This window comes from Dermatophilus sp. B7861-1 (assembly GCF_058996045.1).
On the sequence record NZ_CM180082.1, the window covers coordinates 1189606 to 1211546 of the forward strand.

Below are 21941 nucleotides of genomic sequence, written 5' to 3' on the forward strand. Positions count from 1 at the left end.
CACACCACAACAAACTCATATATGTCTGGGGGCAACCACGCCATGTGGTTGCCCCCAGACATATATGAGCGGCACAAACCCTCTCAAAAGTTCACAACGAACATCCAAACCATGCAGGAGCAGCAGCACAAAAACGCTCCCGCTCCCACGCGCCAACCCCCACCGGCACCACACCCAACAACGGCACCCCATACCGATGCGAATCACCCAACCCCGCAAGATGACGCCGGTTATCTTCAGCAATAGGGCCCGGATCATCCGGCCACGCCCCAATCACCACCCCACGCACACAAATACCCCGCGCCAACAACGCCTCCAACGTCAACTCCGTGTGATTAAGCGTGCCCAAATCCGCCCGCGCAACCACAACCACCTCACACTCCACATCAGGACACGACTCACCCAACGCACACACCAAATCAGCAACCGTGCCATGCTCCCCATCCAACTCCACCAACAACCCACCAGCACCCTCAACAAAAACCACATCACACTGCGCAGCCAACGCAGCAATCCGCTCCACATGCGCAGCCAACGACGGCAAACACACCCCCTCCCGCGCCGCAGCCTGCACCGGCGCCATCGGCGCAACCAACCGAACCCCCTCACTCAGACACTCAACCCCCGACAGACGCGCCACCACCTGCACATCACCTTCCTGCCCAGGCTCCACCCCCGTCTGCGTCGGCTTATCAACAGCAACCCGCCCACCACAGGCCCGCACACTGGCCACCAACGCAGCAGTAACCACCGTCTTACCCACATCAGTGTCCGTGCCAGTAACAACCACAACGCGACTCACAACCCCACCCCCGAAACACCAACACGCACCGCATCCGGCGCCTGAAACGAACTCAACCGCCACCACCGCGCAGCCGGCCCCACCGGCACAACATCAGGCAACGCCACAGCAGCACGCCGCACAATCAACGACGCCTCCACCTCAGCCAGCCGCGCACCCAAACACCGATGCACCCCAAAACCAAACGCCAACCCGTACCCCGTACCCCGCACCGCCGCCTGCACATCCACATGATGACCACTCAACTCCACCAACAACTGCGTCCCAGCCGGGATACACCTGCCAGCAAGCGTCGTATCCCGCACCGCCTGTCGCCGCCACGCAGCCACCGAAGACGTCGTCGCCAACAACGAGCGCACATGCTCCCGAGCCGCAGCCTGCGCCACCACCTCATCAGAACCCCCCCAACCTCGCCCATAAACCACCAGAACGCAGCGCCGAATACAACGCAATATCACCCAACATCGCCGTCGTCTCCTGACCACCAATCACAAGAAAAAACGCCAACGACGCCCGACGGCGCGCATCCACCCCCGCCTCCCGCAACGCATCAAACACCGTCCAAGATCCCGCGCGAACCTCAATAGCATCCCGCAACCACGCAAACAACTCCGCCGCGCTCACCGCCAACTCAACTTGACGCTCCCGATCCGGAAACCCCCAAAACAACTCCAACGAATCCTGACTCCACCGCCGCAACGACACCGGCTCAGGCATCGGCATCCCCGTCAACTCCGTAAACACCGGCGCCGCCACCCGACGCGTAAGCGCCACACTCAAATCCACTACCGCACCCGAATCCACCACCTCACGCACTCCACCCAACGCCTCATCAGCCAACGCCTCTGCCCGCGGCACCACCCCATCCACCCGCCGTGGAGACACAAACCCAGCAACCACCCCACGCACCAACCGATGCGCCGCACCACTAGCCGAAGCCAACACCGGAGGCAACGCAAACCCCACCCCCGCCAATACCCGCAACGCCTCAGGGCACAACGGCACCATCGCCGTCAACGCATTCTCCGGACCAAAATCATCCGCCCGCCCCAAAACCTCACGCACCAACACCGGATCACTCACCCGCACAAAACCACCCACCCCAGGCCCCCCATCAGGCACATGCGCATCCAAATACGCATGCATCGGACACCCCACCTCACCCAACGAGACGCCAACAGCACCAGTCACAGTCACAGCGAACTCCCATCCACAACCGACGACGAAAAACCCCGCCCGACACCCACCCCATCCACAACCTCACGCACCACCCGCGCAGCCTCCTGCACCTGCGCCAACGGAACACTGCCATCCACACTCAACCGCAACCGCGAAACCCCATCAGGCACACTCGGAGGCCGAAAACACCCCACCCCCACACCACGCTCAGCCAACCGCCCAGCCAACTCCACCGCCACCGACGCATCACCCACCGGCACCGACTGCACCGCCCCCGGCGCCCGCCCCACACCACAAATCCGCGCCACCGCATCCGCACGCACATGCAACCCCGCCACCAACTCCGGCGACCCCGCCACAATCCGCGCCGCCTGCGCCGCCGCAGCAGCACACGCCGGCGCCAACCCCGTATCAAAAATGAACGACCTAGCCGTGTTCACCACGTGATCCCGCAATACCTCCGGACCAGCCACAAAACCACCCTGAGACCCCAACGCCTTCGAACACGTTCCCGTCACCACCACATGCCCCACCCCAGCCAACCCCGCAGCAACCACCCCACCCCGCCCCTGACCCAACACACCCACACCATGAGCCTCATCCACCACTAACAACGCGTCATACCGATCACACACCTGCGCCAACCCCACCACATCAGCCGCATCACCCAACACCGAATACACCGACTCCACCACCACCAACGCACGCCGAACCTTCCGCTCCCGCAACACCCGCGCCACCGCCCCCACATCACCATGCGGCGTCACCACCAGCTCAGCCCGACCCAACCGAGTCGCATCCACCACCGACGCATGCACATGCTCATCCAGCACCAACAACGTCCCCGGCCCCGCCAACGCCGACACCACCCCCAAATTCGCCGTATACCCCGACGAAAAAAGCAACACCGACGGCTGCCCCACCAGCTCACCCACCGCCTGCTCACACTCCACATGAGCCAACGACGTACCCGAAACCACTCGACTAGCCCGCGCCCCGGCCCCAAACCTCTCCACCGCATCCCGCGCCGCCGCACACACCCGAGGATCACGCGACAACCCCAAATAGTCATTACTCGACAAATCCGTCCGCACCACCGCAGCAGGCCCCGCAGCACGCACCCAACCACGCCGCTGCCGAGCCAAACGACGCCCCTGAACCCAATCCCACATCGAACTCACCGCGACCCCACCCCATACACCGCACCCACCGCCGAGACAATCCCCGCAGCGACCCGCGCCACATCCTGAACCGAAGCCACATACGGCGGCATCGTGTACACCAACCGCCGGAACGGACGCACCCACACACCCGCCTCCAACGCCGCCCGAGTCACCGCAGGCACATCCACCTCCTCACACAACTCCACCACCCCCACACCACCAAGCACCCTCACATCCACCACCGACGGCAACCCCCACGCCGCCTCCAAACCCCGCAACAACTCCGACTCCAACATCGCCACCTGCTCACCCCACCGCTCCCGCACCAACCCCACCGACGCCCCAGCCACCGCACACGCCAACGGATTAGCCATAAACGTCGGCCCATGCAACAACGCCCGAAACTGCGAGCGCGTAATCACCTCACCCACCTTGGCCGAACACAGCACCGCCGCCAGCGTCATATACCCACCCGTCAACGCCTTACCCACACACATCACATCCGGACACACCCCCGCCCACTGCGAAGCAAACAGCTGCCCAGTACGCCCAAACCCCGTCGCAATCTCATCCAACAGCAACAACAACCCATGCTCATCAGCAACCCGCCGCATCGCCCGCAACGCCTCCGGTGCCCACACATACATGCCCCCAGCCCCCTGCAACACTGGCTCAGCCACCAACGCCGCTACATGATCAGCATGCTCAGCCACCACCTCCTCAAGCTGAGCTACCCACGCCTGCACCTGAGCCTCATCAGAGACCAATACCCGACCCGCAGCCGAACACGGGCCCTCCAGCCCACCATCAACCTCACTCGCATTCACCAACCGCGCCACCGGTGGACGCGGCAAAAACACATGCCGAGGCAACAACGCCGGAAAAGCCGCATGCATCCCATCCACCGGATCACACACACTCATCGCACCCAACGTGTCCCCGTGATACCCACCCCGCAACGCCACAAAACCACCCCGCTGCGGGCGCCCCTGCGCAGCCTGATACTGCACAGCTAACTTCAACGCCACCTCCATCGATACCGACCCTGAATCCGCAAAAAACACATGCGCCATACCCGGCGCCAACTCCCGCAACTGCTCCGCCAACTCCACCGCCGGCGCATGCGTCAAACCACCAAACATCACATGCGAAAACCGCCCCACCTGCTCACGCACCGCATCATCCAACGCAGGGTTGCGATACCCATGCACCGCACTCCACCACGAACTCATCGCATCAACAGCCTCAAAACAGGCACCATCGGCAGCCTCAACCGACAACCGTGTGCCCTGCGCCGCACGCACCGCGTACGGCGCAGGACCATCCAACGGCGCATACGGATGCCACACCAAGCCACGATCTCGGCTGATCACATCCACACCACCAGCCGCCCGCTCCAGGCCAGCACCAACGTCGTCAACACAACGCGACACGCTCACACCTCACGCATTCGGAGCCAACGATGTACCCGCACCGCGATGCCGCACCGTTGCGTGCACATGCCCACCGCGAGCATCTTCAGCCGAAGGCGAGCCCGGACAAACCTGCGACAACTCATCCACACACTGCTGAGCAGCATGCTCAGCAGAGCCGACAATCACGAAACCCCCATCGTGGATCATCGCCACATCATCCTGAGTCGCTTGCCCCTCACTCGTGAGGTAATCACCCAAGAAAATCGAATTCGCGACGTGCAACGCCAACGGCTGCAACGACCGCAAATGCATCTCCCGACCACCAGCAATACGCAACTCCGCCGTAGGAGCAGCGAACCGTGCCAGCGCCAACACCCGTAAACACCGCGACGGCGTCAACGACCACTCCTGGGAAAAAGGCGTTCCCTCAAACGGCATCAAGAAATTCACCGGAATCGAATCGGACTTTAACTCCACCAGTGCAAACAACGCCTCAACGATCTGCTCATCGCTCTCACCCATCCCCACAATCAGTCCCGAACACGCAGATAGACCAGCATTCTTGGCCTTCGTGACCGTATCCACCCGATCGGCGTACGTATGCGTAGAGCACACCTGGTCATAACGAGACTCAGCCGTATTGACGTTGTGGTTATAGGCGTCCACGCCGCATTCATGCAGCCGCTCAGCCTGCCCATCCTTCAAAAACCCCAAACAGGCACATACCTCCAAGTTCGGGTTCTCTTCCTTCAATCGAGAAACAATGTCCCCGACCCGCTCCACATCCCGGTTACTTGGGCCACGCCCACTGGAAACCAAACACACCCGCGTCGCCCCAGCGCCGATACCGTGCTGCGCCTGCTCCAACGCTTGTTCCGGCTTCAACCACGAATATTTTTCAATCGGGGCGGTCGACCCCAGACGCTGACTGCAGTAGTTGCAATCCTCAGGGCACAACCCAGACTTCAAATTAACCAGGTAGTTCGCTTTCACCGTGTTACCGAAATACGCCCGCCGGAGCCGCCCAGCCGCAGCCACAAGATCCAACAGGTCCGCCTCAGGGGAACCCAAAATCGCCAGGGCATCCTCATGCGTTAACGGTTCGCCAGCAAGGCAACGGTCAGCTAAATCTGCATAGTTAGTGAACACCGTTCAAGAGTAAGCAGAAACCCTTGAACAATGTTCAAGAATGAACATGATCCACGCCCCAACCTCACCCCGCCCCCACCACCTACCCTCAAAACCTCACACCACGCCCGACAGGAGTCCCCGTGACGCTCACCCGCGACACCATCGGCCAAGCCGCCCTCACCCTCATCCAACAAGCAGGACTGCCATCCCTATCAATGAGAGGCCTAGCCACCCACCTCGGTGTTGCCCCAGGCGCCCTCTACTGGCATGTCGACAACAAACAAGAACTCCTCGCACTCCTGGCCGACACCATCCTCACCAGCCCCCCATTCACCCCCACCACACCCACCCCTGACACACGCACACCCGCCACCCTCGCCAACGACCTACGAACCTGCCTACTAGCAGTACGCGACGGAGCCGAAATCGTCTCCTTCGCCCGCGCCCTCCACCCAGAGGGCCCCACCCCCATCACCCCCATCACCCACGCCATCCGTCACCACCACCCCCACGCACACCACGCAGAATGGACCGCCCGCACACTCGTCCACTTCATCCTCGGATACGTCGCCGAAGAACAAAACCGCAGCGAACTCACCCGCGCAGGCCTCACCCAACCCACCCCACCAACTCAACCCACCGACGCCGCATTCACCTTCGGAGTCGAGGCCATCCTGCGCGGATCACTACATAACAACCCCACCTAAAACCTCACGACACACACGAAGCCCCCTGCTGCGCAGCCTCCCGCGAATCCGAAGCAGCCGTACCCGCCGTCGGATCCAAAGCCCGCTCAATCGCACCCTCAGGAATAGCCGGAGCAGTCCCACCCCAGGCCGGACATACCTGCTGAAAATGACACCACGAACACAATTTGCTCTTCGAGGGCAAGAATTCACCCACCTCAGCCGCAGCAGTAATCGCATCCCACAACGCACGCACCTTGCGCGCCAACCCCAACAAATCCTGCTCCACCGGATCAAAACGAATAATGTCCCCATTCCCTAAATACACCAACTGCAACCGCGCCGGAACCTGCCCCCGCATCCGCCACAACACCAAGCCATAAAACTTCATCTGGAACAACGCCTTACTCTCAAACCCCACCCCAGGCGAACGCCCCGTCTTGTAATCCACCACACGCATCCGGCCATCAGCAGCCACATCCAGCCGATCCACATACCCCCGCAGCGTTAACCCATCCAGATCCGTCTCCACATACAACTCACGCTCGGCAGGCTCCAACCACTGCGGATTCTCCAACGTGAACCACCGCTGCAACAACGCCGTAGCCTCCCGATACCACCCCCGCACCGCAACCTCATCCTGCGCATCCACCACACCAGCCAGCTCCGGACGATCCTGCAGCATCCGCTCCCACGTCGGCGCCACCATCGACACCGCCAACTCCTGCGTCCGCTCCGCCGCCGGCACATCAAAAAGATGCTCCAACACGTCATGCACCAACGTGCCCCGCGCCATCGCAGCCGTCGGAGGCTCAGGCAACTTATCAATCACACGAAAGCGATACAGCAACGGACACTGCATGAAATCAGAAGCTCGGGACGGAGAAAGCGCTGGCATGCCCCCAACCCTAAACACGCCCACCGACAACCAACCCAACCAACTCCCCACGCCACCCAAAAACACCCCCGAAACCGCCACCCTGCAAACCCAGTTTGTCATCAGCACACCCCATGCCGACGTTCAGGCCACCCCCGCCATTGAAGTACTGTCATGACCATGCCCCGCCCCACGGACACCAGCGGACCCACCCCGTCCCGTCCCGCCACGGCACCGCACCAGCGCCCCTCCGGTGCCATCTTCGTTGGCACCATGATCGGAACCCCCATCTACGTGGGAATCAGCTGGTTCCTCATCGCCGCCCTCCTCATCACCACACTCGGACCACAATTCGCGCGCCTCGTACCCGGCATTGGCTGGGCCTCCTACGCAGCCGCCCTCCTGTACTCCCTCCTGCTGCTCGCCTCCGTCATGGTCCACGAATTCGCACACGCACTCCTCGCACTGCGATTCGGATTCCGCGTCGACCGCGTCATGGCCGACCTCATGGGCGGACACACCGCATACGACGCCGAAAACATCACCCCCGGCAAACAAGCCGCCATCGCCGCCGTCGGACCACTAGCAAACGGCGTCATCGCCCTCTGCGGAATAGCACTCGAAAACATCGTCACCGACCCCCTCGCCCTCGTCCTGACCGGCGCAGTCACCTGGACCAACGCATTCGTCGCAATCTTCAACCTCCTGCCCGGAATCCCACTCGACGGCGGACACATCGTCTCCGCCCTCGTCTGGAAAGCCACCGGAAAACGCACCACCGGCACACGCGTAGCTGCCCACGCCGGACGCCTCCTCGTCCTTGCCGGCATCGCAGCCCTCGCCTACGGCATATGGACCGCAAGCCCATGGGGATCACTCTGGAACATCGCCGTCGCCGTCGTCCTCTCCGCGTACCTATGGACCGCAGCCACCCAAACCCTCAAAACCTCCAAACTCCTCACCCAACTCGAAAACGTCGACATCACCACCCTGCTGCACCCCGTCCGCATCATGCCCATCGACGCCCCCCTCAGCGAGATCCCCGGACGCGGACCTAACGAAAACGGAAACCTACCCGCCGTCGTCATCGTCACCGACACAGACGGAACCCCCCGCGGATACCTCGATCCAGAAACCGTCCGCATGGCCCTCGAACACAGCGGACCAAACACCCCCGCCTCCGCCGGCATGAAACTCCCCACCAACAACTGGGCCCTCGAAACCCACCAACACAACCTCGACGCCGAAACCATCGTCATCGCAATGAACGAAATGGACTCACCCATCGTCGTCCTCGTCGAAAACGGCACCCCCTTCGCCGTCGCCGAAGCGGGCCTTATCGCCTCCGCCCTCAACAACCCCTCACACAGCACGCAAAGCTGACCAGCCAATCCGCCCTAGACTGGATGAGTGACCAACGCAAGCAAGCAAAACCACTCGGCCGAACCCACCGGAGCTTCCCTGCGACGTGGCCCCTTCCAAGCCGGGGAACGCGTACAGCTAACCGACCCTAAAGGGCGACTCCACACGGTAACGCTCCAACCCAAAGGCCAATTCTTCACCCACCGCGGCAGCGTCGAACACGACGACCTCATCGGCGCACCCGACGGATCAACAGTGAAGAACACCGCCGGCATCGAGTACCTCGCGCTACGGCCACTGCTATCTGACTACGTCATGTCCATGCCACGAGGCGCCCAAGTGGTCTACCCCAAAGACTCCGGACAAATCGTTGCAATGGCCGACATCTTCCCCGGCGCACGTGTCGTCGAAGCAGGTGTCGGCTCCGGAGCACTATCCATGTCACTCCTACGAGCCGTCGGTGACAACGGACACCTTTACAGCTTCGAACGCCGAGAAGAATTCGCCCAGATCGCCCGCGGTAACGTCGAAGCATTCTTCGGAATGGAACACCCCGCTTGGACCGTCACCGTCGGTGACCTCGTAGAAGCCCTACCAGCCACCTGCGAACCAGGCACTATTGACCGCGTCGTCCTCGACATGCTCGCACCCTGGGAATGCCTCGAAGCCGTCGCCGAGGCACTCATGCCCGGCGGAGTTCTCATCTGCTATGTAGCCACAGCCACCCAGCTCTCCCGCACTGCCGAAGCAATGCGCGACCACGGCGGCTTCGCCGAACCAGCCGCCTGGGAATCACTCGTGCGCGGATGGCACCTCGAAGGACTAGCAGTACGCCCCGAACACCGCATGCACGGCCACACCGGATTCCTTATCACCGCACGCCGTCTAGCCCCCAACACCGCCCCACCACTACGCAAACGCCGCCCAGCAAAAGGGGCACACGACGAAACAGTCACGCCCTTCGGTGCAGGAGAATGGACCCCCGCCGACGCAGGCGAACGCCCCCTCTCAGACAAAAAACTGCGCCGCACAGCACGCGAAGCCACTACAAACGCTGCACACATGACCGAACGGACAACCGGGGCCCTACCAGAAGGCTCCGCGCCACCCCCGGAGGGCGCAGATGACCGGACCAACTCCTGACCCAGGAAGACCACGAACCCAACCGACACCAGCCACGGCACACGAACACAGCGGCCACCCCAAGCGCCTGGAACACGCAAACGCTCAACTGGCGCGCCGCAACGAACAACTCGTCGAGGCCCTCAATTCAGCACGGGATGCACTAGCAACACTGCGAGAACGAGTCGCCGCGCTCGACTCACCCCCGCAAACCCACGCCGTGGTCACCTTCGCCCGCGACGTATGGGCCGACCTTGTCAGCAACGGTCGGCCCATACGGGCACGTCTAGCCCCAGGGCTAGAAGACCGACTCCACCCCGGCGATGAAGTGCTCCTCAACGAAGAACTCACCGTTGTAGCCCGCATCGACCCCGACGAGAGTCCTGCACGCCACGGAGACGTGATGATCGTGCACGAACTATGGGACACAGACCGACTCGTTGTCACCGCACACGGCGAAGATCGACGCGTTGTGCGCCGAGCCCACCAATTACAAGGCGTACCACTCAAACCAGGCGACCCAGTCCTCATCGACAGCCGTGCTGCTCTCGCCCTCGAACCAGTACCCGTACTCGAAGTCGAAGATCTCACCCTCGAAGAAGTTCCTGACGTCTCCTATGACGACATCGGTGGGCTCTCTGAGGAAATCGATCAAATCCGGGACGCCATCGAACTGCCCTACCTGCATCCAGAGCTATACCGAGACCATCAACTACGCCCACCTAAAGGCGTACTGCTCTACGGCCCTCCCGGAACAGGGAAAACCCTGATCGCCAAAGCAGTTGCTGCTTCTTTGGCACGTCAAAGCGCTCAACGCGATACAACAGCCACGGGCGCATCTGGTACGCCACGCAGCTACTTCCTCAACGTCAAAGGGCCCGAGCTGCTCAATAAGTTTGTCGGAGAAACTGAACGACAAATCCGAGTAGTTTTCACCAAAGCTAAAGAACACGCCAGTGACGGGATCCCCGTGGTTGTGTTCTTTGATGAGATGGAAGCACTATTCCGCGCGCGGGGCTCGGGAATTTCATCCGATGTGGAAACCACGATTGTTCCCCAGCTGCTCGCTGAGATCGACGGTGTAGAACAGCTAAACAACGTGATCATCATCGGAGCAAGCAACCGTGAAGACATGCTCGACCCTGCAGTGATGCGGCCCGGTCGGTTGGACACAAAGATCCGGATCGGTCGCCCTGATGCCACGGCAGCACGGGAAATCTTCAGCAAATACGTGGTGCCCTCGCTGCCTTTGGGAGCAGAGGTGCTCGCTGAGGCTGACGGGAACCGACAGGTAGCAGTCGCGCATCTCATCGACACGGTGGTGGATTTCCTGTACGAGCGCAGCGAGGAACATCACTTGTGTTCGCTTCTATTCGCTTCCGGACGTAAGGAAGAAGTTTATTTCGCTGACATTGTCTCTGGCGCGATGATCGCCAACATTGTTGACCGCGCTAAACGTTTAGCGATTAAGCAAGTCCTAGCCGGGGGAGACAAAGGACTCACGGGTAAGCATTTGCGGCAAGCATGTGCAGCCGAATTCCGTGAGAGCGGCAACGTTCCCGGTGTAGCTAGCGCAGATGAATGGTGGCGTGTGCTGGACACCAGAGGTGAACGAGTCGTGGATGTGATTCCACCAGTGCGGTAAAGCGACATCACCAAGATTCGCGCATACCGGAAAGGTTCAGGCCATGAGTGAAGCGAACGAATCAGATGAAGCGGTCAGCGTCTGCAAAGAGACTGACGGCGTTTTCGTTGCCCACAACGGTCGCGGTGGCGTTATTCGTCTCGCTACGGCAGGGGATGTAGATACGTGGACCCCTACGGAGCTGCTTCAGGCGGCGTTGGCTGGTTGTGCCGCATTGTCGCTGGAACCGTTGATAGATCGGCACCTGGGGGAGGGCGCTGAAGAAACAGTCACGGTGAGGGGGAAGTACGACTGCGCGCAGCGTCGGTATGACTCTTTTTCGACTTCGGTCTTTATTACTGGCGAAAACCTTGATTCCAGGCAGCGTGCTCGTGTGGAACAAAGCGCTCACCGAGTGGTGCACAGTGCTTGCCGGGTGGAACGCACGCTTACGCATACGCCACGGCTCGACCTGGACGTCCAGGTCGAGCCGTGAAAAGTGATGGGTGATTAGCCCGGATGTTTCATCGGGCTGGGGCGTCGGCGTAGCCGACGCCGTTGTCGTTCGATGGGGCTGATTTTGGCAGGTGAGTATGACAGTCGCCCGCCTGTCGCGGCGGGTGGGCGGCGTCTTCCACGAACGATGAAGGGGGCGTGCTGGGCTCGTCGGGTCGGGTGGGGGTGCCGGTCAGGGTGGGGACAGCGCGGCGAGGTTGTCCCAGGCGGTGGTGAACAGGTCTGCCCAGGGGGCGGTCTTCTTCACGTGCAGGAGCCGCCTTCTGGCGGTCCGGGCGAGTGTCACGGCGATCGTGAAGAGGCGGTGCCGCAGGGTTTTGGGTTCCCACCGGCGGGCTTCGTGACTGGTCAGAGCGAGCATGCCCATCCACGCCAGAAGGTCGTTCGCGATCTGAACGACCAGCAGCCACAACCGGTTCTGGTCGAATCCCTGCAGCGGCAGGTTCGTCAAGCCCGTGTCCTTGGCGATGCGGATACGGTCCTCACAACGCGCCCGGCGGCGGTGACGTAACTCCAGCTCAGCCAGCTGTCCCCGGCTAGCGTTGGTGACGAACGCGGTCAACCGGTAGCCCTCGACATCCTCGAAGCGCAGTTGCGCGCCGGGGTGGGGCCGTTCGCGACGGACGATGACACGCATCCCTGGCGGGTACCCCTTCAACGCGATGAGATTCGTGAACTCGGCAACGTGCGCGCCCTCACGGATGGCGCCGTCGGCGTTGTAGGCCGCCTGCCACACATCCTCGGGCACCAGCCGGTACAGCTCGGGGGTGTTGACGGGCAGGGTCCACCCGATGGAGTAGGACACCCCACGACGATCCAGGAAGGACAACAGCTCCCGGGCGCCGCCAGCGCCATCGGTCCTGATCAGAACCTTCTTACCCGGCCGGTGCGGGTTGATCCCCGGCGTCGCGGCCAACGCCTGCTTGATGAGCCTCTCGTGATCGGTCGCGGTGTTGGACCCGGCGTTGCCCGGGCGCAGGAGCATCGCCAATGGCTCCCCGGTGCCCTGCGGGCCGTGGTCGACGAACGCGCACAAGGGGTGAAATCCGTAGCCGCGTTTGAACGTCGGCGCGGCCTTTTCCTTGTCCGAATGGGCCGTCACCAACGTGGCGTCTAGGTCAATGACCAGCGGATTCGCCGCCGAGGCGTCGTGGTTTGGGGCGTCGACGCCGGCCAGGCGCCACACGTGTGCCCGCGCGGCGGCGCAGGCCGCGGCGATGGCCTTCTCAACCTTGTCGATGTCACCAGCCAGCGCCGCGATCGTGCGGGAAATGGTCGCGTCCGAGGCGACCGGCCCGAACAGTCCCGGTTCGGCCCGCAACAACGCCGCGTCGCGACAGGCATCTCCACCCAGCGCCAAAGACATCGCCAGGTCCAGAACCACCTTCGCCGGATCGTGCCTGGCCAGAGGCTTACGCCACGGCCCGAGGGCACGACTCAACGCGACATCCAGCCCGCTGACGCGAGCCGTGCGCGTCAGCAACGCCCCGCCCGCGTGCGCTACCGCCGGGACGTTCGCGGTGTCGACCCTGACATGCGGGTAGAGCCCGCTACGCTTACTCACCTGAGAAGTGCCCTTCTGATCCTGCAGATATCGGCCTAGACAATCGACATCCTTGCAGGTCAAGGGCACTTCTCGCGTCAGGGGTCACTCACCCCCATGAAATCTCCGGGTTAGTGCGTCGTTGTGGTCGATACTCACTGCGGGACCGGCCTCATCCGGGAGTGGCGCGCTCGTCGTGGATTGCGGCTTTGGGGCAGTCTGTGCGCGCTGACTGAGGGTCCACCCCGCTGTCAAGGAGACCAAGACGACGAGCAATGCCACGACGATGGTCGGCCACACCCACCGGGGCGTCACCTCCACTCGCTCGATGCGGGTCTCGACCTGTGGGGACGTGCCCCCGATCATCTTCAGTGCGCCCTGAGTAGTGGCCAGGTGAGCGGTGATCGCCTGCACCTCTCGCTCGGCAGCGAGCCGCAGGCCCGGTTCCTTCTCGATTTCGACCCGAAGATCGGTCACTTCCTCGTGTCTTAGGGAGTCCATGCTGGACATGGGTGGGTGTCCAGGGGAGGCGGCCATCCCGGTGTCTACAGGGGCGCCCATGCTGTCAACCTGCGTTAGTCAGGGCGCGGCGAGGTGGAAACCGGCCGCGAGGAGATCCTCGACGGGCAGCAGCCAGTGACCGTTGGTGTTTTGGTAAGCATTCGGAAAGTCCCCCGCTCCCGGCGACGGCGGATGGTTTTCATGCTCACGCCACACTGATCTTCGGCCTGTCTGATGGTGAACACGGGCCGTGACTGGGGGGTGGGCCTGTTCATGCCTAGACCCTGGCATGTCCATAGGTCATGTCCTGCCTGATCGGGTAGGTGCTTCTGCAGATCAGCAGGGCTCTTCTCTCAGTGGTTCGCTTCGGGCTTAGTCTCTGCGCCTACGAACCATCGTCCATCCATGTAATACAGCGTTAGCGCCGTATGGAACGGAGCCCCGTTCTCAGTGCCGGAAACGTTTGCGATGTAGTTCTCGCCCAGGTCTGGCTTGGCATTGATCGAGGTAATGACGACCGGCGCCGACCGCTTCTTACCTCCGATGCCGGCCAGGTCTGGGCGCCCGTCCTGCACGGCGGTCGGAAGCAGGATCGAGGCGAGTTCTTTCTCGTCACCTGTCGATACCGCCGTCATGTAGCGGTTGACGGCACTCTCTCGGCTGGATGCACCCGGCAGAGTGGTACGCCAGAGGGCGAATCCTCCCACTGCCACTACTGCAATGATTATTGCGGCGACGATGAGCGCGCGGCGGCTCATTTCGGCCCCTGGAAGTACCACTTGCCCTTCGGATACTGGCGTCGAATGGCACTAAAAGGACGGTCCACTGTGTCGCTCGTGTGATAGGTGAGGTAAAGCTCACCCTTACTGTCCTTCTTCGTGATGAACATGGAGTGGTTGATTTCTCCCTTCCCCACTAGATCACCCTGAATGACATCCCCGACAGACAAGCTTGTCAGCTTGCCCTTAGCGACAACCCGATTTGATCCACCCCTGGCGTACTCGTGGAACTTCTGCGCCCAGGTCCAGCTGTGGCTCGGGCGCGCGGTGACTCCCCAGTTGTAGTACCAGTCCTTTGTGCTGGTTCGGTTGGACCCATGCATGGACCAGCCGCCATGTCGCATGATCTGGGAGATAAAATTGGTGCAGTCATTTGTGGTAGGACGAGTTGTAAGACTTGGCGTATTTCCTTGCATATTCCACGCCTTTGGATCGGTTGAAGTAAGCGGCGGCACGTGGTGACACGCCCTGCGCATCTTCAGAGGAAGTAGCTCCTACCTCAGCATCGCGAACATCATCCGAGGGTTTTGCGAGTGGTCCGGTTGTGGCACCCGGTCCTGCAGCCGCAGCTTCGATGACGTCTTCCATCCCTGCCTGAGTGGGTTCTTCTGTGACGCGGCGGGGCTTCACTTCTTCGTCTTCGGCTTGACTCTGCACTTCGTCTTCGGTTAGGACCCAGCGTCCGTTCTCAGCAGCAAAGCGTGCGGTGCGGTCCGTTGCGGTCTCCATGGTCGCGGGCGCCCCTTCTGAAACTGCGGCAGCGCTGCGATTGAGAACCGTGTCAATCCGATACTTGACTTCGGCTTTTCCGTCGGAGGTTTTCGCTTGTGTGACCTTTACAGCGACCTTGGCTGCCGTGAAGGTGTCGATGTCTTGGTCGCGCTCGGCTGTGGCGCGAATCGAAGCGATCTCCTTGGTTGCCTGGTTTTCCATGGGGCGGGATAGGTTCTTCGGCGTCGCTGGCAGCGACTGCGTGACCACCATGGCCTGGGCGCGAGCTTCGTTGAGGTTGGTGATGCTGATTGTCGCTGTCCCTGGGTCCCACGCAACGGTGGGTGCTGGCGCTACCTGTGGAGCCGTGCTGGCCAGTAGTAGCGAGGCGGATGCGATGACTGCACACTTCATGACAGCCTCCTTGTTGCCAGACGCATCCATGTGACACGTCTCGTGAGCGCATTAGATCATTGATGTTTCCTCACTAAGTGGATCTTGGGGTGCTAGAGGCCCTGTGTTGAGCTACAACACGGACGAGGTGTGGCTCTGGGGGCTCTTAGACGCTGGTGGGTGTCCAAAGCGAGGAAGGTGGATACGCTCGGGGCACCCGGTGCCTGCTGGGGTGGCACACGTCGACGAAGTCGACTGCTTTAGCTAGCTGGCCTTTGAGCTCTCGGTTTCTTCGTCAGAGAGAGCGCGGCAGACAGTCGCGGCTGAGCACCCCAGACGTTCGGCGATTGCTCGCATGGGCAAGTTGGGTTCAGCAGCATGTAGTGCACGGATTTGTTCGCGGCGTTGTTGTGCCCGTGAAAGGTAGACCTCTTGAGGTTCGCTAGTCCAACGCTGGGCAGTTCGGACGGACATCCCCACTCGCTCGGCGGCCTCGCGAGCAGTTTTGCCATTGCGGGGGGGGGATCGCCCCAAAACGCTACTCATTGCTGTCCCTCCATCGAGCGGCTGCTGTCTCTCGCCGTCCTGGTCTCGACTTGCGGCCACGTGCCGCCTGGATGTTTGAAAAGTTCGCTTCATAGACGATTTGACCGTCGGCCCAGATCCGGGAGCGTGTGGTGATCCATTTGTGGATGCTGGCGGCGATTGCGCGGACCTCGGAGGAGGGCAGTGGGTCGGAAAAAACGCAGTTCAGCTCATGGGCGCGTGATTCGATAGCGACGTTGAGGCCCGCAGAGTCGCCCCAGTGGTGGCGAACCTCTCGATATGCCCAGGTGCGCGCCGTCTCGAACAAAGAGCAGTTTCGGCCCAGGCCAACCGGATTTTCTTTGCGGCTCTTGGTTTCTCGCCACCGTGGGGAGGGCATGTGTTCGCCCATTCCGTCGCGTAGCTGGTCCAGACTGTAGGTCCGGTCGGTGAGCTGCATCGCGTCCCAGGCGTCGTGTGTGGGGTTTTTGGTGATGAGGCCGGAGTAGGCGGCGTCTCCATCGAGCATCCGGCGTAGTCCCTCGGTGATCGAGGCGGCATAGGCCAGCGGTTTTCGGCGTGCGTATTCGGTGCGGGTGACCGGCTCGGTCAGTGCCCAAATTGCGTGCGCATGACCGTTTTTGCGGTTCTCGACGATCAAATTCGGCAACGGGCGGTTACACAGTGCGCGCAGTGCGGCGTCGGGGTGATCCACGTCGACGATGAGCAAATTGCTCACGGCCTGAGGGTTGGCCTCGACGTAGCGCTGCATTAGCCTCGATGTTTCATCGGGTGGCGGCGTCGGTGTAGTCGGCGCCGTTGCCGCTTCTGCGGGGTGAATTCTGGCATCGGGGTACGACTGCCCTTCGGATCTCGGCTCCGGCGGGCGTCGTGTTCCACTCACGAGGTGGTTGTGCTGGGGTCGTCGGGATGGGCGTCGGTGCTGGTCAGGGCGGCGACAAGGCAGCCAGAGCGCCCCAGCCGGTGACGATCAGGTTCGCCCAGGGGCCGGTGTTCTTCACGTGCAGTGTCTTGCGGCGGGCGGTGCGCGCGAGTGTCGCGGCGGTGGTAAAGAGGCGCACGCGCAGGGTCTTGGGTTCCCACCGGCGGGCATCGTGGCTGGTGAATGCGAGCAGGCCCATCCAGGCGAGGAGGTCGCCCGTGAGTTGCACGATCAACAGCCATAGGCGGTTCTGATCGAACCTGTGCAGCGGGAAGGCGTTCAGTCCGGTGTCTTTGGTGATGCGGATGCGGTCCTCGCAGCGGGCGCGGCGGCGGTGACGAAGCTCGAGGTCAGCCAGTTGCCCGCGGGTGGTGTTGGTGACGAACGCGGTCAGCCGGTAGCCGCCGACGTCGTCGAAACGCAGTTGCGCGCCGGGGTGGGGCCGCTCCCTGCGCACGATCACCCGCATCCCCGGCGGGTACCCCTTCAACGGCAGGACCCCGGTGAACTCGGCCACGTCAGCGCCCTCACGGACGGCGCCGTCAGCGTTGTAAGCGGGTTGCCACAGCTGCTGAGGGATGAGTTTGTACAGGTCAGGAGTGTTCGCGGGTAACGTCCACCCGATCGAGTACGACAGTCCGCGACGGTGCAGGAACCACAGCAGGTCCCGGGTGCCGCCCGCGCCGTCGGTGCGGATGAGCACCTTCTTGCCCGGCCGGGCGGGGTTGATGCCGGGGACGTTCTTCAACGCCTCCTTGATCACGTACTCGTGGTCGGCGGCAGTGTTCGACCCGGCGTTCCCGGGGCGTAGCAGCATCGCCAACGGTTCACCGGTGCCCTCGGCGCCGTGGTCCAGGAACGCGCACAACGGGTGGAACCCGTAACCCCGCTTGAACGTCGGTGCGGCCTTCTCCTTGTCGGAATGAGCCGTGATCAGGGTCGCGTCCAGGTCGATGACCAGCGGATTGTCGGTGCTGATCGCGTGGTCGGGGGCGTGGTTGGCGGCGTGCTTCCACGCGCTGGCCCGGGCCGTGGCCCGCGCGGCGGCGATCGCTTTCTCGACCTTGCCCACGTCAGCGGCCAGGGTAGTGATGGTGCGCGAGATCGTCGCGTCGGATGCCACGGCCCCATACAAGCCTGGTTCAGCGCGCAGCAGGTTCGCATCCGAGCAGTCATCCCCACCCAACGCAAGAGCGACAGTCAGATCCAAAATCACCTTCGCGGGATCGTGCCTGGCGAGCGGCTTACGCCACGGCGCCAAGGCTTCACTCAGAGCCGCGTCCAGCCCGCTGACGCGGGCCGTGCGCGTCAACAACACCCCACCCGCCTGCGCGACCGCAGGAACCCGCGCCGCGTCGAGGCGGACATGCGGGTACAGCCCGCTACGCTTACTCACCTGAGAAGTGCCCTTCGATCCCTGCTGATGTTTGCCGTCGCAAGCGACATCCTTGCAGTTCAATGGCACTTCTCGCATTCAGGGGCTACTCACACCGTGAAATCTCCGGGTTAGGCGGAGCGTCGTGCTGCTACGGTTCGCCACCCGATGAGTGTCAAAGACAAAAAGATTGCGGAAACAATTACGAAGGCAACAGCGGTGCCTCCGCCGCTCATGGATCGCACAGACATTCCGCCAGCGAGAGTGACGATCCATACGAGTACGCCTTGGCGAATAGTGCGGGGTGCGGCGTGTTTTGAGGCGTAGGTAACTGCCCAGGCTGCGGCTAGACCGATAAGGAAGGGGGCTGCGACGCCGAGGATCGCAGCTAGTCCGAGTGATTCTCCATGGTTGCCACGTCCTATTGCTGCGAAAGCGACAATGCAGACAACGTCGATCGCGGCGATAGCTGCTGCGGGGAGGCGGACTAGACGCGTTGAGTGGGGCAGAGGGGATGTGGTGTTCATTTAGGACTCCTGGGTGCCGAAATCGAGGTCGAAGCCAAGTTGTGGTGAGGCGTGGCGTGGGTCGATTCCATCGAAGAGGCGGCTGACTGATTCGCCTTGGTGGATGCGAGCGATGGCTTCGGCGAAGAGTGAAGCGATCGATACGACGGTGAGTTTGTCCCATCCGGTGGGGGAGGGGACGGTGTCTGTTGTGACGACTTCGTCGACGAGAGGGTGTTGTGTGAGTTTTTCGACTGCTTTGCCTGCGAACAGGCCGTGGGTGCATACGACGGATGCGCCGGGGCAGCCAGCTTCGGCGAGACGGTCGAGCAGGCCGATCATTGATCCGCCGGTGGCGATTTCGTCGTCGAGGATGATGGCGCGTTTACCGGTTACGTCGCCGACGATTGATTCGATTTCGATGTTGTCGTCGCCGTGTCGGATTTTGCTGCCTGCGGCGACGGGTAGGGATAGCAGGCGGGCGAAGAGGGAAGCGGTTTTGGCGTTGCCGAGGTCGGGAGAGACGATGACGGAGTTGTTGAGGTCTCGTCCGCGGAAGTGGTCGGCAAGTACACCGATTGCTGAGAGGTGGTCGACAGGTACGGAGAAGAATCCATGTACCTGGGGGGCGTGCAGCTCCATGGTGAGTACGCGGTCTGCTCCGGCGGTGTGGATGAGGTCGGCGACCAGGCGTCCGCCCAGGGAGATGCGTGAGGCGTCTTTTTTGTCGGAGCGGGCGTAGGAGTAGTGGGGGATTACTGCAGTGATTTGTGCGGCGGATGCCCCTCGTGCCGCGTTGATCATCATGAGTAGTTCCATGAGGTGATCCTGTGTGGGGGGCACGAGTGGTTGGACGATGTATACGTCTCGTTGGCGGCAGTTTGCGAGCAACTGGGCCTGTAAACAGTCGTTGCTGAAGCGTTGAATCTCGGTGGGGGACAGGGGGACACCCAGGTGTCGGCAGATGTTCTCGGCGAGCCCACGATGGGCACTGCCAGAGAACACGATCACGTCGCGCACAGCTGATCCTCACAGGTTTTGGGTCTTTTACCTGGTGTTGCTTAGGGCAGCACCATCGTCAGGCTATGTCACTAGTGGTGTGCGGGGATGCACACCTCAGTAGCCTAGGTGCTCTTGTGAACCCGTTGTTGGTGATGCGTAGAGTCGTTGCATGGTTTCTGTCACCCGTGGTTGTACTGGTGTCCATCGAGTTGTGGGGCTCGAGACTGAGTTCGGTATTACCGTCGCGGGTGATCCTCACGCTAATCCGATGACCGCCTCGGGGCTTCTTGTGCATGCGTATGGTGTGTTGGCTGCGGCGAGGGGGCATCGGGTTGCACGGTGGGATTATGCGGGTGAAAGTCCGTTGGTGGATGCGCGCGGGTGGACTCTTGATCGCAGCTGTGCCGAGGGGGCGATGCGTACTGATGAGGTGGGTGAGGATCTTCGTTTGGCGAGCCTTGCTGCCCCTAATGGTGCACGTGTTTACGTTGATCATGCTCATCCGGAGTACAGCGGTCCTGAGTGTGTTACTCCGCGGCAAGCAGTGATGTGGGATCGCGCGGGGGAGATTGCGTTTACGGATGCGGCGGCGATGCTTACCGGTAGTGATATCGCGGCAGCTGGCAACGGTGGCGAGCGCCTTGTGCTGTACAAGAACAACACGGATGGTAAGGGCGCTTCGTACGGCAGTCACGAGAATTATCTCGTTGACCGTGGAGTTGCGTTTGAGCGGATTGCTGAGTTGTTGATTCCGTTTTTTGTTGTTCGTCAGGTGCTTGCCGGGGCGGGGCGGGTTGGTCTCGGGCAGCGTTCTCAGGTGGGTGGTTTTCAGATTGGGGCGCGTAGCGATTTTATGGAGGCCCTTGTTGGGTTGGAGACGACTTTTCGTCGTCCCATTATTAATACTCGTGATGAGCCGCATGCTGATCCGGGGCGTTTTCGGCGGCTTCATGTGATTATCGGTGACGCGAATTTGGCGGATATTTCGGCGTTGCTGAAGGTGGGGTCAACGTCGTTGGTGCTTGGTCTGATCGAGGGTGGTGTGTGCCCTCGGTTTGAGTTGGCTGATCCGCTGGCTGAGCTTATTGCTGTTTCTCGTGATGTGCGGGGTCGGCATCGTCTTCGTCTTGTTGATGGTAGGCGTATCAGTGCTGTGGAGATGTTGCGTGTTTATTGGCAGGCGGCGGCTGAGCATGCTGGTGTGACTGCTGAGAGTGACCCGGATACGTATGAGGTTTTGTATTGGTGGGATGAGGTGTTGACGCGGTTGGCGGATGGGCCGGAGGCGGTGTCGCATTTGCTTGATTGGGCTGCTAAGTGGGCAGTGGTGGAGCGTTATCGGGCGCGTGAGGGGGGTTCGTGGGATAGTCCGAAGTTGCGTGCGGTGGATATTCAGTGGGCTGATACTCGCCCTGGTGTGGGGGTGGCGCGTGTGCTTGAACGGGCGGGGCGGCTGCGTCGGCTTGTTTCGGAGGATGAGGTCGCGGCGGCTATGTGGTTGCCGCCGGCGTATACGCGGGCGTGGTTGCGGGGGCGTTGCGTTGATGGGGGTGTGAATGTGGTTGCCGCGTCGTGGGAAACTCTCGTGCTTGAGGATGCTGGTGTGTCGCGGTTGTGGTGTGTTGATCCTGCTTTGGGTGCGCGTGATCAGGTTGGTGATGATCCGGTTGGGCAGTGTCGGGGTGATCTGTTTTCGTATGTGGGAGCGGCGTTTGGGGCGGTGAGCGGGTGCGATTTTCTGGTGGATGGCCGGTTAGATTGAAAACAGATTTGAACTTAGATGTAG

At 61.8% G+C, this 21941-nt stretch carries 24 protein-coding genes; 7 read left to right on the plus strand and 17 right to left on the minus strand.

Annotated elements, in window-relative coordinates; all coding sequences use genetic code 11:
- Positions 1 to 91 precede the first annotated feature (91 nt).
- From bioD to bioB, 6 genes are read right to left on the minus strand one after another with little or no spacing between them, the layout of a single operon-like run.
- Positions 92 to 802: a dethiobiotin synthase gene (gene bioD, locus AC2T9U_RS05295; protein ID WP_493696837.1), complete on the minus strand. Its 711-nt coding sequence runs from the start codon at positions 800 to 802 to the stop codon at positions 92 to 94.
- Positions 799 to 1188, minus strand: coding sequence for a hypothetical protein (locus AC2T9U_RS05300; RefSeq protein ID WP_493696838.1), 390 nt, complete (start codon positions 1186 to 1188; stop codon positions 799 to 801). The genes bioD and AC2T9U_RS05300 overlap by 4 nt, the downstream gene beginning before the upstream one ends.
- Before the next feature lie 7 nt (positions 1189 to 1195).
- Positions 1196 to 1999 (minus strand): hypothetical protein, encoded by an 804-nt coding sequence (locus tag AC2T9U_RS05305; protein ID WP_493696839.1) that lies wholly within the window; start codon positions 1997 to 1999, stop codon positions 1196 to 1198.
- Positions 1996 to 3153 (minus strand): 8-amino-7-oxononanoate synthase, encoded by a 1158-nt coding sequence (locus AC2T9U_RS05310; protein WP_493696840.1) that lies wholly within the window; start codon positions 3151 to 3153, stop codon positions 1996 to 1998. Before AC2T9U_RS05310 ends, AC2T9U_RS05305 begins: the two co-directional genes overlap by 4 nt.
- Positions 3154 to 3158: 5 nt before the next feature.
- Positions 3159 to 4577: an adenosylmethionine--8-amino-7-oxononanoate transaminase gene (gene bioA / locus AC2T9U_RS05315; RefSeq protein ID WP_493696841.1), complete on the minus strand. Its 1419-nt coding sequence runs from the start codon at positions 4575 to 4577 to the stop codon at positions 3159 to 3161.
- A gap of 9 nt (positions 4578 to 4586) precedes the next feature.
- A complete protein-coding gene (gene bioB, locus AC2T9U_RS05320) occupies positions 4587 to 5708 on the minus strand; it encodes a biotin synthase BioB (protein WP_493696842.1) in 1122 nt (373 codons plus the stop codon).
- A 122-nt stretch (positions 5709 to 5830) separates the two neighbouring features.
- Between bioB and AC2T9U_RS05325 the strand changes: the two genes are divergently transcribed.
- The gene (locus tag AC2T9U_RS05325) at positions 5831 to 6397 is read left to right on the plus strand and encodes a TetR family transcriptional regulator (protein WP_493696843.1); all 567 of its coding nucleotides are present in this window, start codon (positions 5831 to 5833) and stop codon (positions 6395 to 6397) included.
- A gap of 4 nt (positions 6398 to 6401) precedes the next feature.
- Here AC2T9U_RS05325 and AC2T9U_RS05330 read toward each other — a convergent pair whose 3' ends face one another.
- On the minus strand, positions 6402 to 7274 hold the full coding sequence (locus tag AC2T9U_RS05330; RefSeq protein WP_493696844.1) for a RecB family exonuclease: 873 nt from the start codon (positions 7272 to 7274) through the stop codon (positions 6402 to 6404).
- On the opposite strand from AC2T9U_RS05330, the gene AC2T9U_RS05335 reads away from it, so the two are divergent.
- From AC2T9U_RS05335 to AC2T9U_RS05355, 5 genes are read left to right on the plus strand one after another with little or no spacing between them, the layout of a single operon-like run.
- Positions 7273 to 7431, plus strand: a complete 159-nt coding sequence (locus AC2T9U_RS05335; protein ID WP_493696845.1) for a hypothetical protein — start codon at positions 7273 to 7275, stop codon at positions 7429 to 7431. The two genes, AC2T9U_RS05330 and AC2T9U_RS05335, sit on opposite strands and share 2 nt — an antisense overlap.
- 2 nt (positions 7432 to 7433) lie before the next feature.
- Positions 7434 to 8636 carry a site-2 protease family protein gene (locus AC2T9U_RS05340; protein ID WP_147279197.1) on the plus strand — a complete coding sequence of 401 codons (1203 nt, stop codon included), beginning with the start codon at positions 7434 to 7436 and terminating at the stop codon, positions 8634 to 8636.
- A 27-nt stretch (positions 8637 to 8663) separates the two neighbouring features.
- Positions 8664 to 9758 carry a tRNA (adenine-N1)-methyltransferase gene (locus tag AC2T9U_RS05345; RefSeq protein WP_493696846.1) on the plus strand — a complete coding sequence of 365 codons (1095 nt, stop codon included), beginning with the start codon at positions 8664 to 8666 and terminating at the stop codon, positions 9756 to 9758.
- Positions 9739 to 11382, plus strand: coding sequence for a proteasome ATPase (arc, locus tag AC2T9U_RS05350; RefSeq protein ID WP_493696847.1), 1644 nt, complete (start codon positions 9739 to 9741; stop codon positions 11380 to 11382). The genes AC2T9U_RS05345 and arc overlap by 20 nt, the downstream gene beginning before the upstream one ends.
- Before the next feature lie 43 nt (positions 11383 to 11425).
- Positions 11426 to 11857, plus strand: coding sequence for an OsmC family protein (locus AC2T9U_RS05355; RefSeq protein WP_493696848.1), 432 nt, complete (start codon positions 11426 to 11428; stop codon positions 11855 to 11857).
- A gap of 192 nt (positions 11858 to 12049) precedes the next feature.
- Here the strand turns inward: AC2T9U_RS05355 and AC2T9U_RS05360 are convergent, their stop codons facing one another.
- The 10 genes from AC2T9U_RS05360 to AC2T9U_RS05405 form a co-directional block, all read right to left on the minus strand.
- On the minus strand, positions 12050 to 13441 hold the full coding sequence (locus AC2T9U_RS05360) for an IS1380 family transposase (RefSeq protein ID WP_493696932.1): 1392 nt from the start codon (positions 13439 to 13441) through the stop codon (positions 12050 to 12052).
- A gap of 151 nt (positions 13442 to 13592) precedes the next feature.
- The gene (locus AC2T9U_RS05365; RefSeq protein ID WP_493696849.1) at positions 13593 to 13724 is read right to left on the minus strand and encodes a hypothetical protein; all 132 of its coding nucleotides are present in this window, start codon (positions 13722 to 13724) and stop codon (positions 13593 to 13595) included.
- Positions 13725 to 14274: 550 nt separating this feature from the next.
- A complete protein-coding gene (locus AC2T9U_RS05370) occupies positions 14275 to 14679 on the minus strand; it encodes a hypothetical protein (protein ID WP_493696850.1) in 405 nt (134 codons plus the stop codon).
- Positions 14676 to 15176, minus strand: coding sequence for an amidase domain-containing protein (locus AC2T9U_RS05375; protein WP_493696851.1), 501 nt, complete (start codon positions 15174 to 15176; stop codon positions 14676 to 14678). Before AC2T9U_RS05375 ends, AC2T9U_RS05370 begins: the two co-directional genes overlap by 4 nt.
- Entirely contained in the window at positions 15070 to 15855 is a 786-nt protein-coding gene (locus AC2T9U_RS05380; RefSeq protein ID WP_493696852.1) for a hypothetical protein, read from the minus strand. Before AC2T9U_RS05380 ends, AC2T9U_RS05375 begins: the two co-directional genes overlap by 107 nt.
- 213 nt (positions 15856 to 16068) lie before the next feature.
- Positions 16069 to 16350: a hypothetical protein gene (locus tag AC2T9U_RS05385; protein WP_493696853.1), complete on the minus strand. Its 282-nt coding sequence runs from the start codon at positions 16348 to 16350 to the stop codon at positions 16069 to 16071.
- Positions 16343 to 17068, minus strand: coding sequence for a replication initiation protein (locus AC2T9U_RS05390; RefSeq protein ID WP_493696854.1), 726 nt, complete (start codon positions 17066 to 17068; stop codon positions 16343 to 16345). The genes AC2T9U_RS05385 and AC2T9U_RS05390 overlap by 8 nt, the downstream gene beginning before the upstream one ends.
- Before the next feature lie 208 nt (positions 17069 to 17276).
- A complete protein-coding gene (locus AC2T9U_RS05395) occupies positions 17277 to 18668 on the minus strand; it encodes an IS1380 family transposase (protein ID WP_493696492.1) in 1392 nt (463 codons plus the stop codon).
- 110 nt (positions 18669 to 18778) lie between these two features.
- Positions 18779 to 19174, minus strand: coding sequence for a DUF3054 domain-containing protein (locus tag AC2T9U_RS05400; protein ID WP_208303477.1), 396 nt, complete (start codon positions 19172 to 19174; stop codon positions 18779 to 18781).
- Complete coding sequence (locus tag AC2T9U_RS05405; protein ID WP_208303476.1) at positions 19175 to 20173, minus strand: ribose-phosphate diphosphokinase; 999 nt, start codon at positions 20171 to 20173, stop codon at positions 19175 to 19177.
- 151 nt (positions 20174 to 20324) lie between these two features.
- Here AC2T9U_RS05405 and dop point away from each other — a divergent pair, with 151 nt between their 5' ends.
- On the plus strand, positions 20325 to 21917 hold the full coding sequence (dop, locus tag AC2T9U_RS05410) for a depupylase/deamidase Dop (RefSeq protein WP_493696855.1): 1593 nt from the start codon (positions 20325 to 20327) through the stop codon (positions 21915 to 21917).
- Positions 21918 to 21941 lie beyond the last annotated feature (24 nt).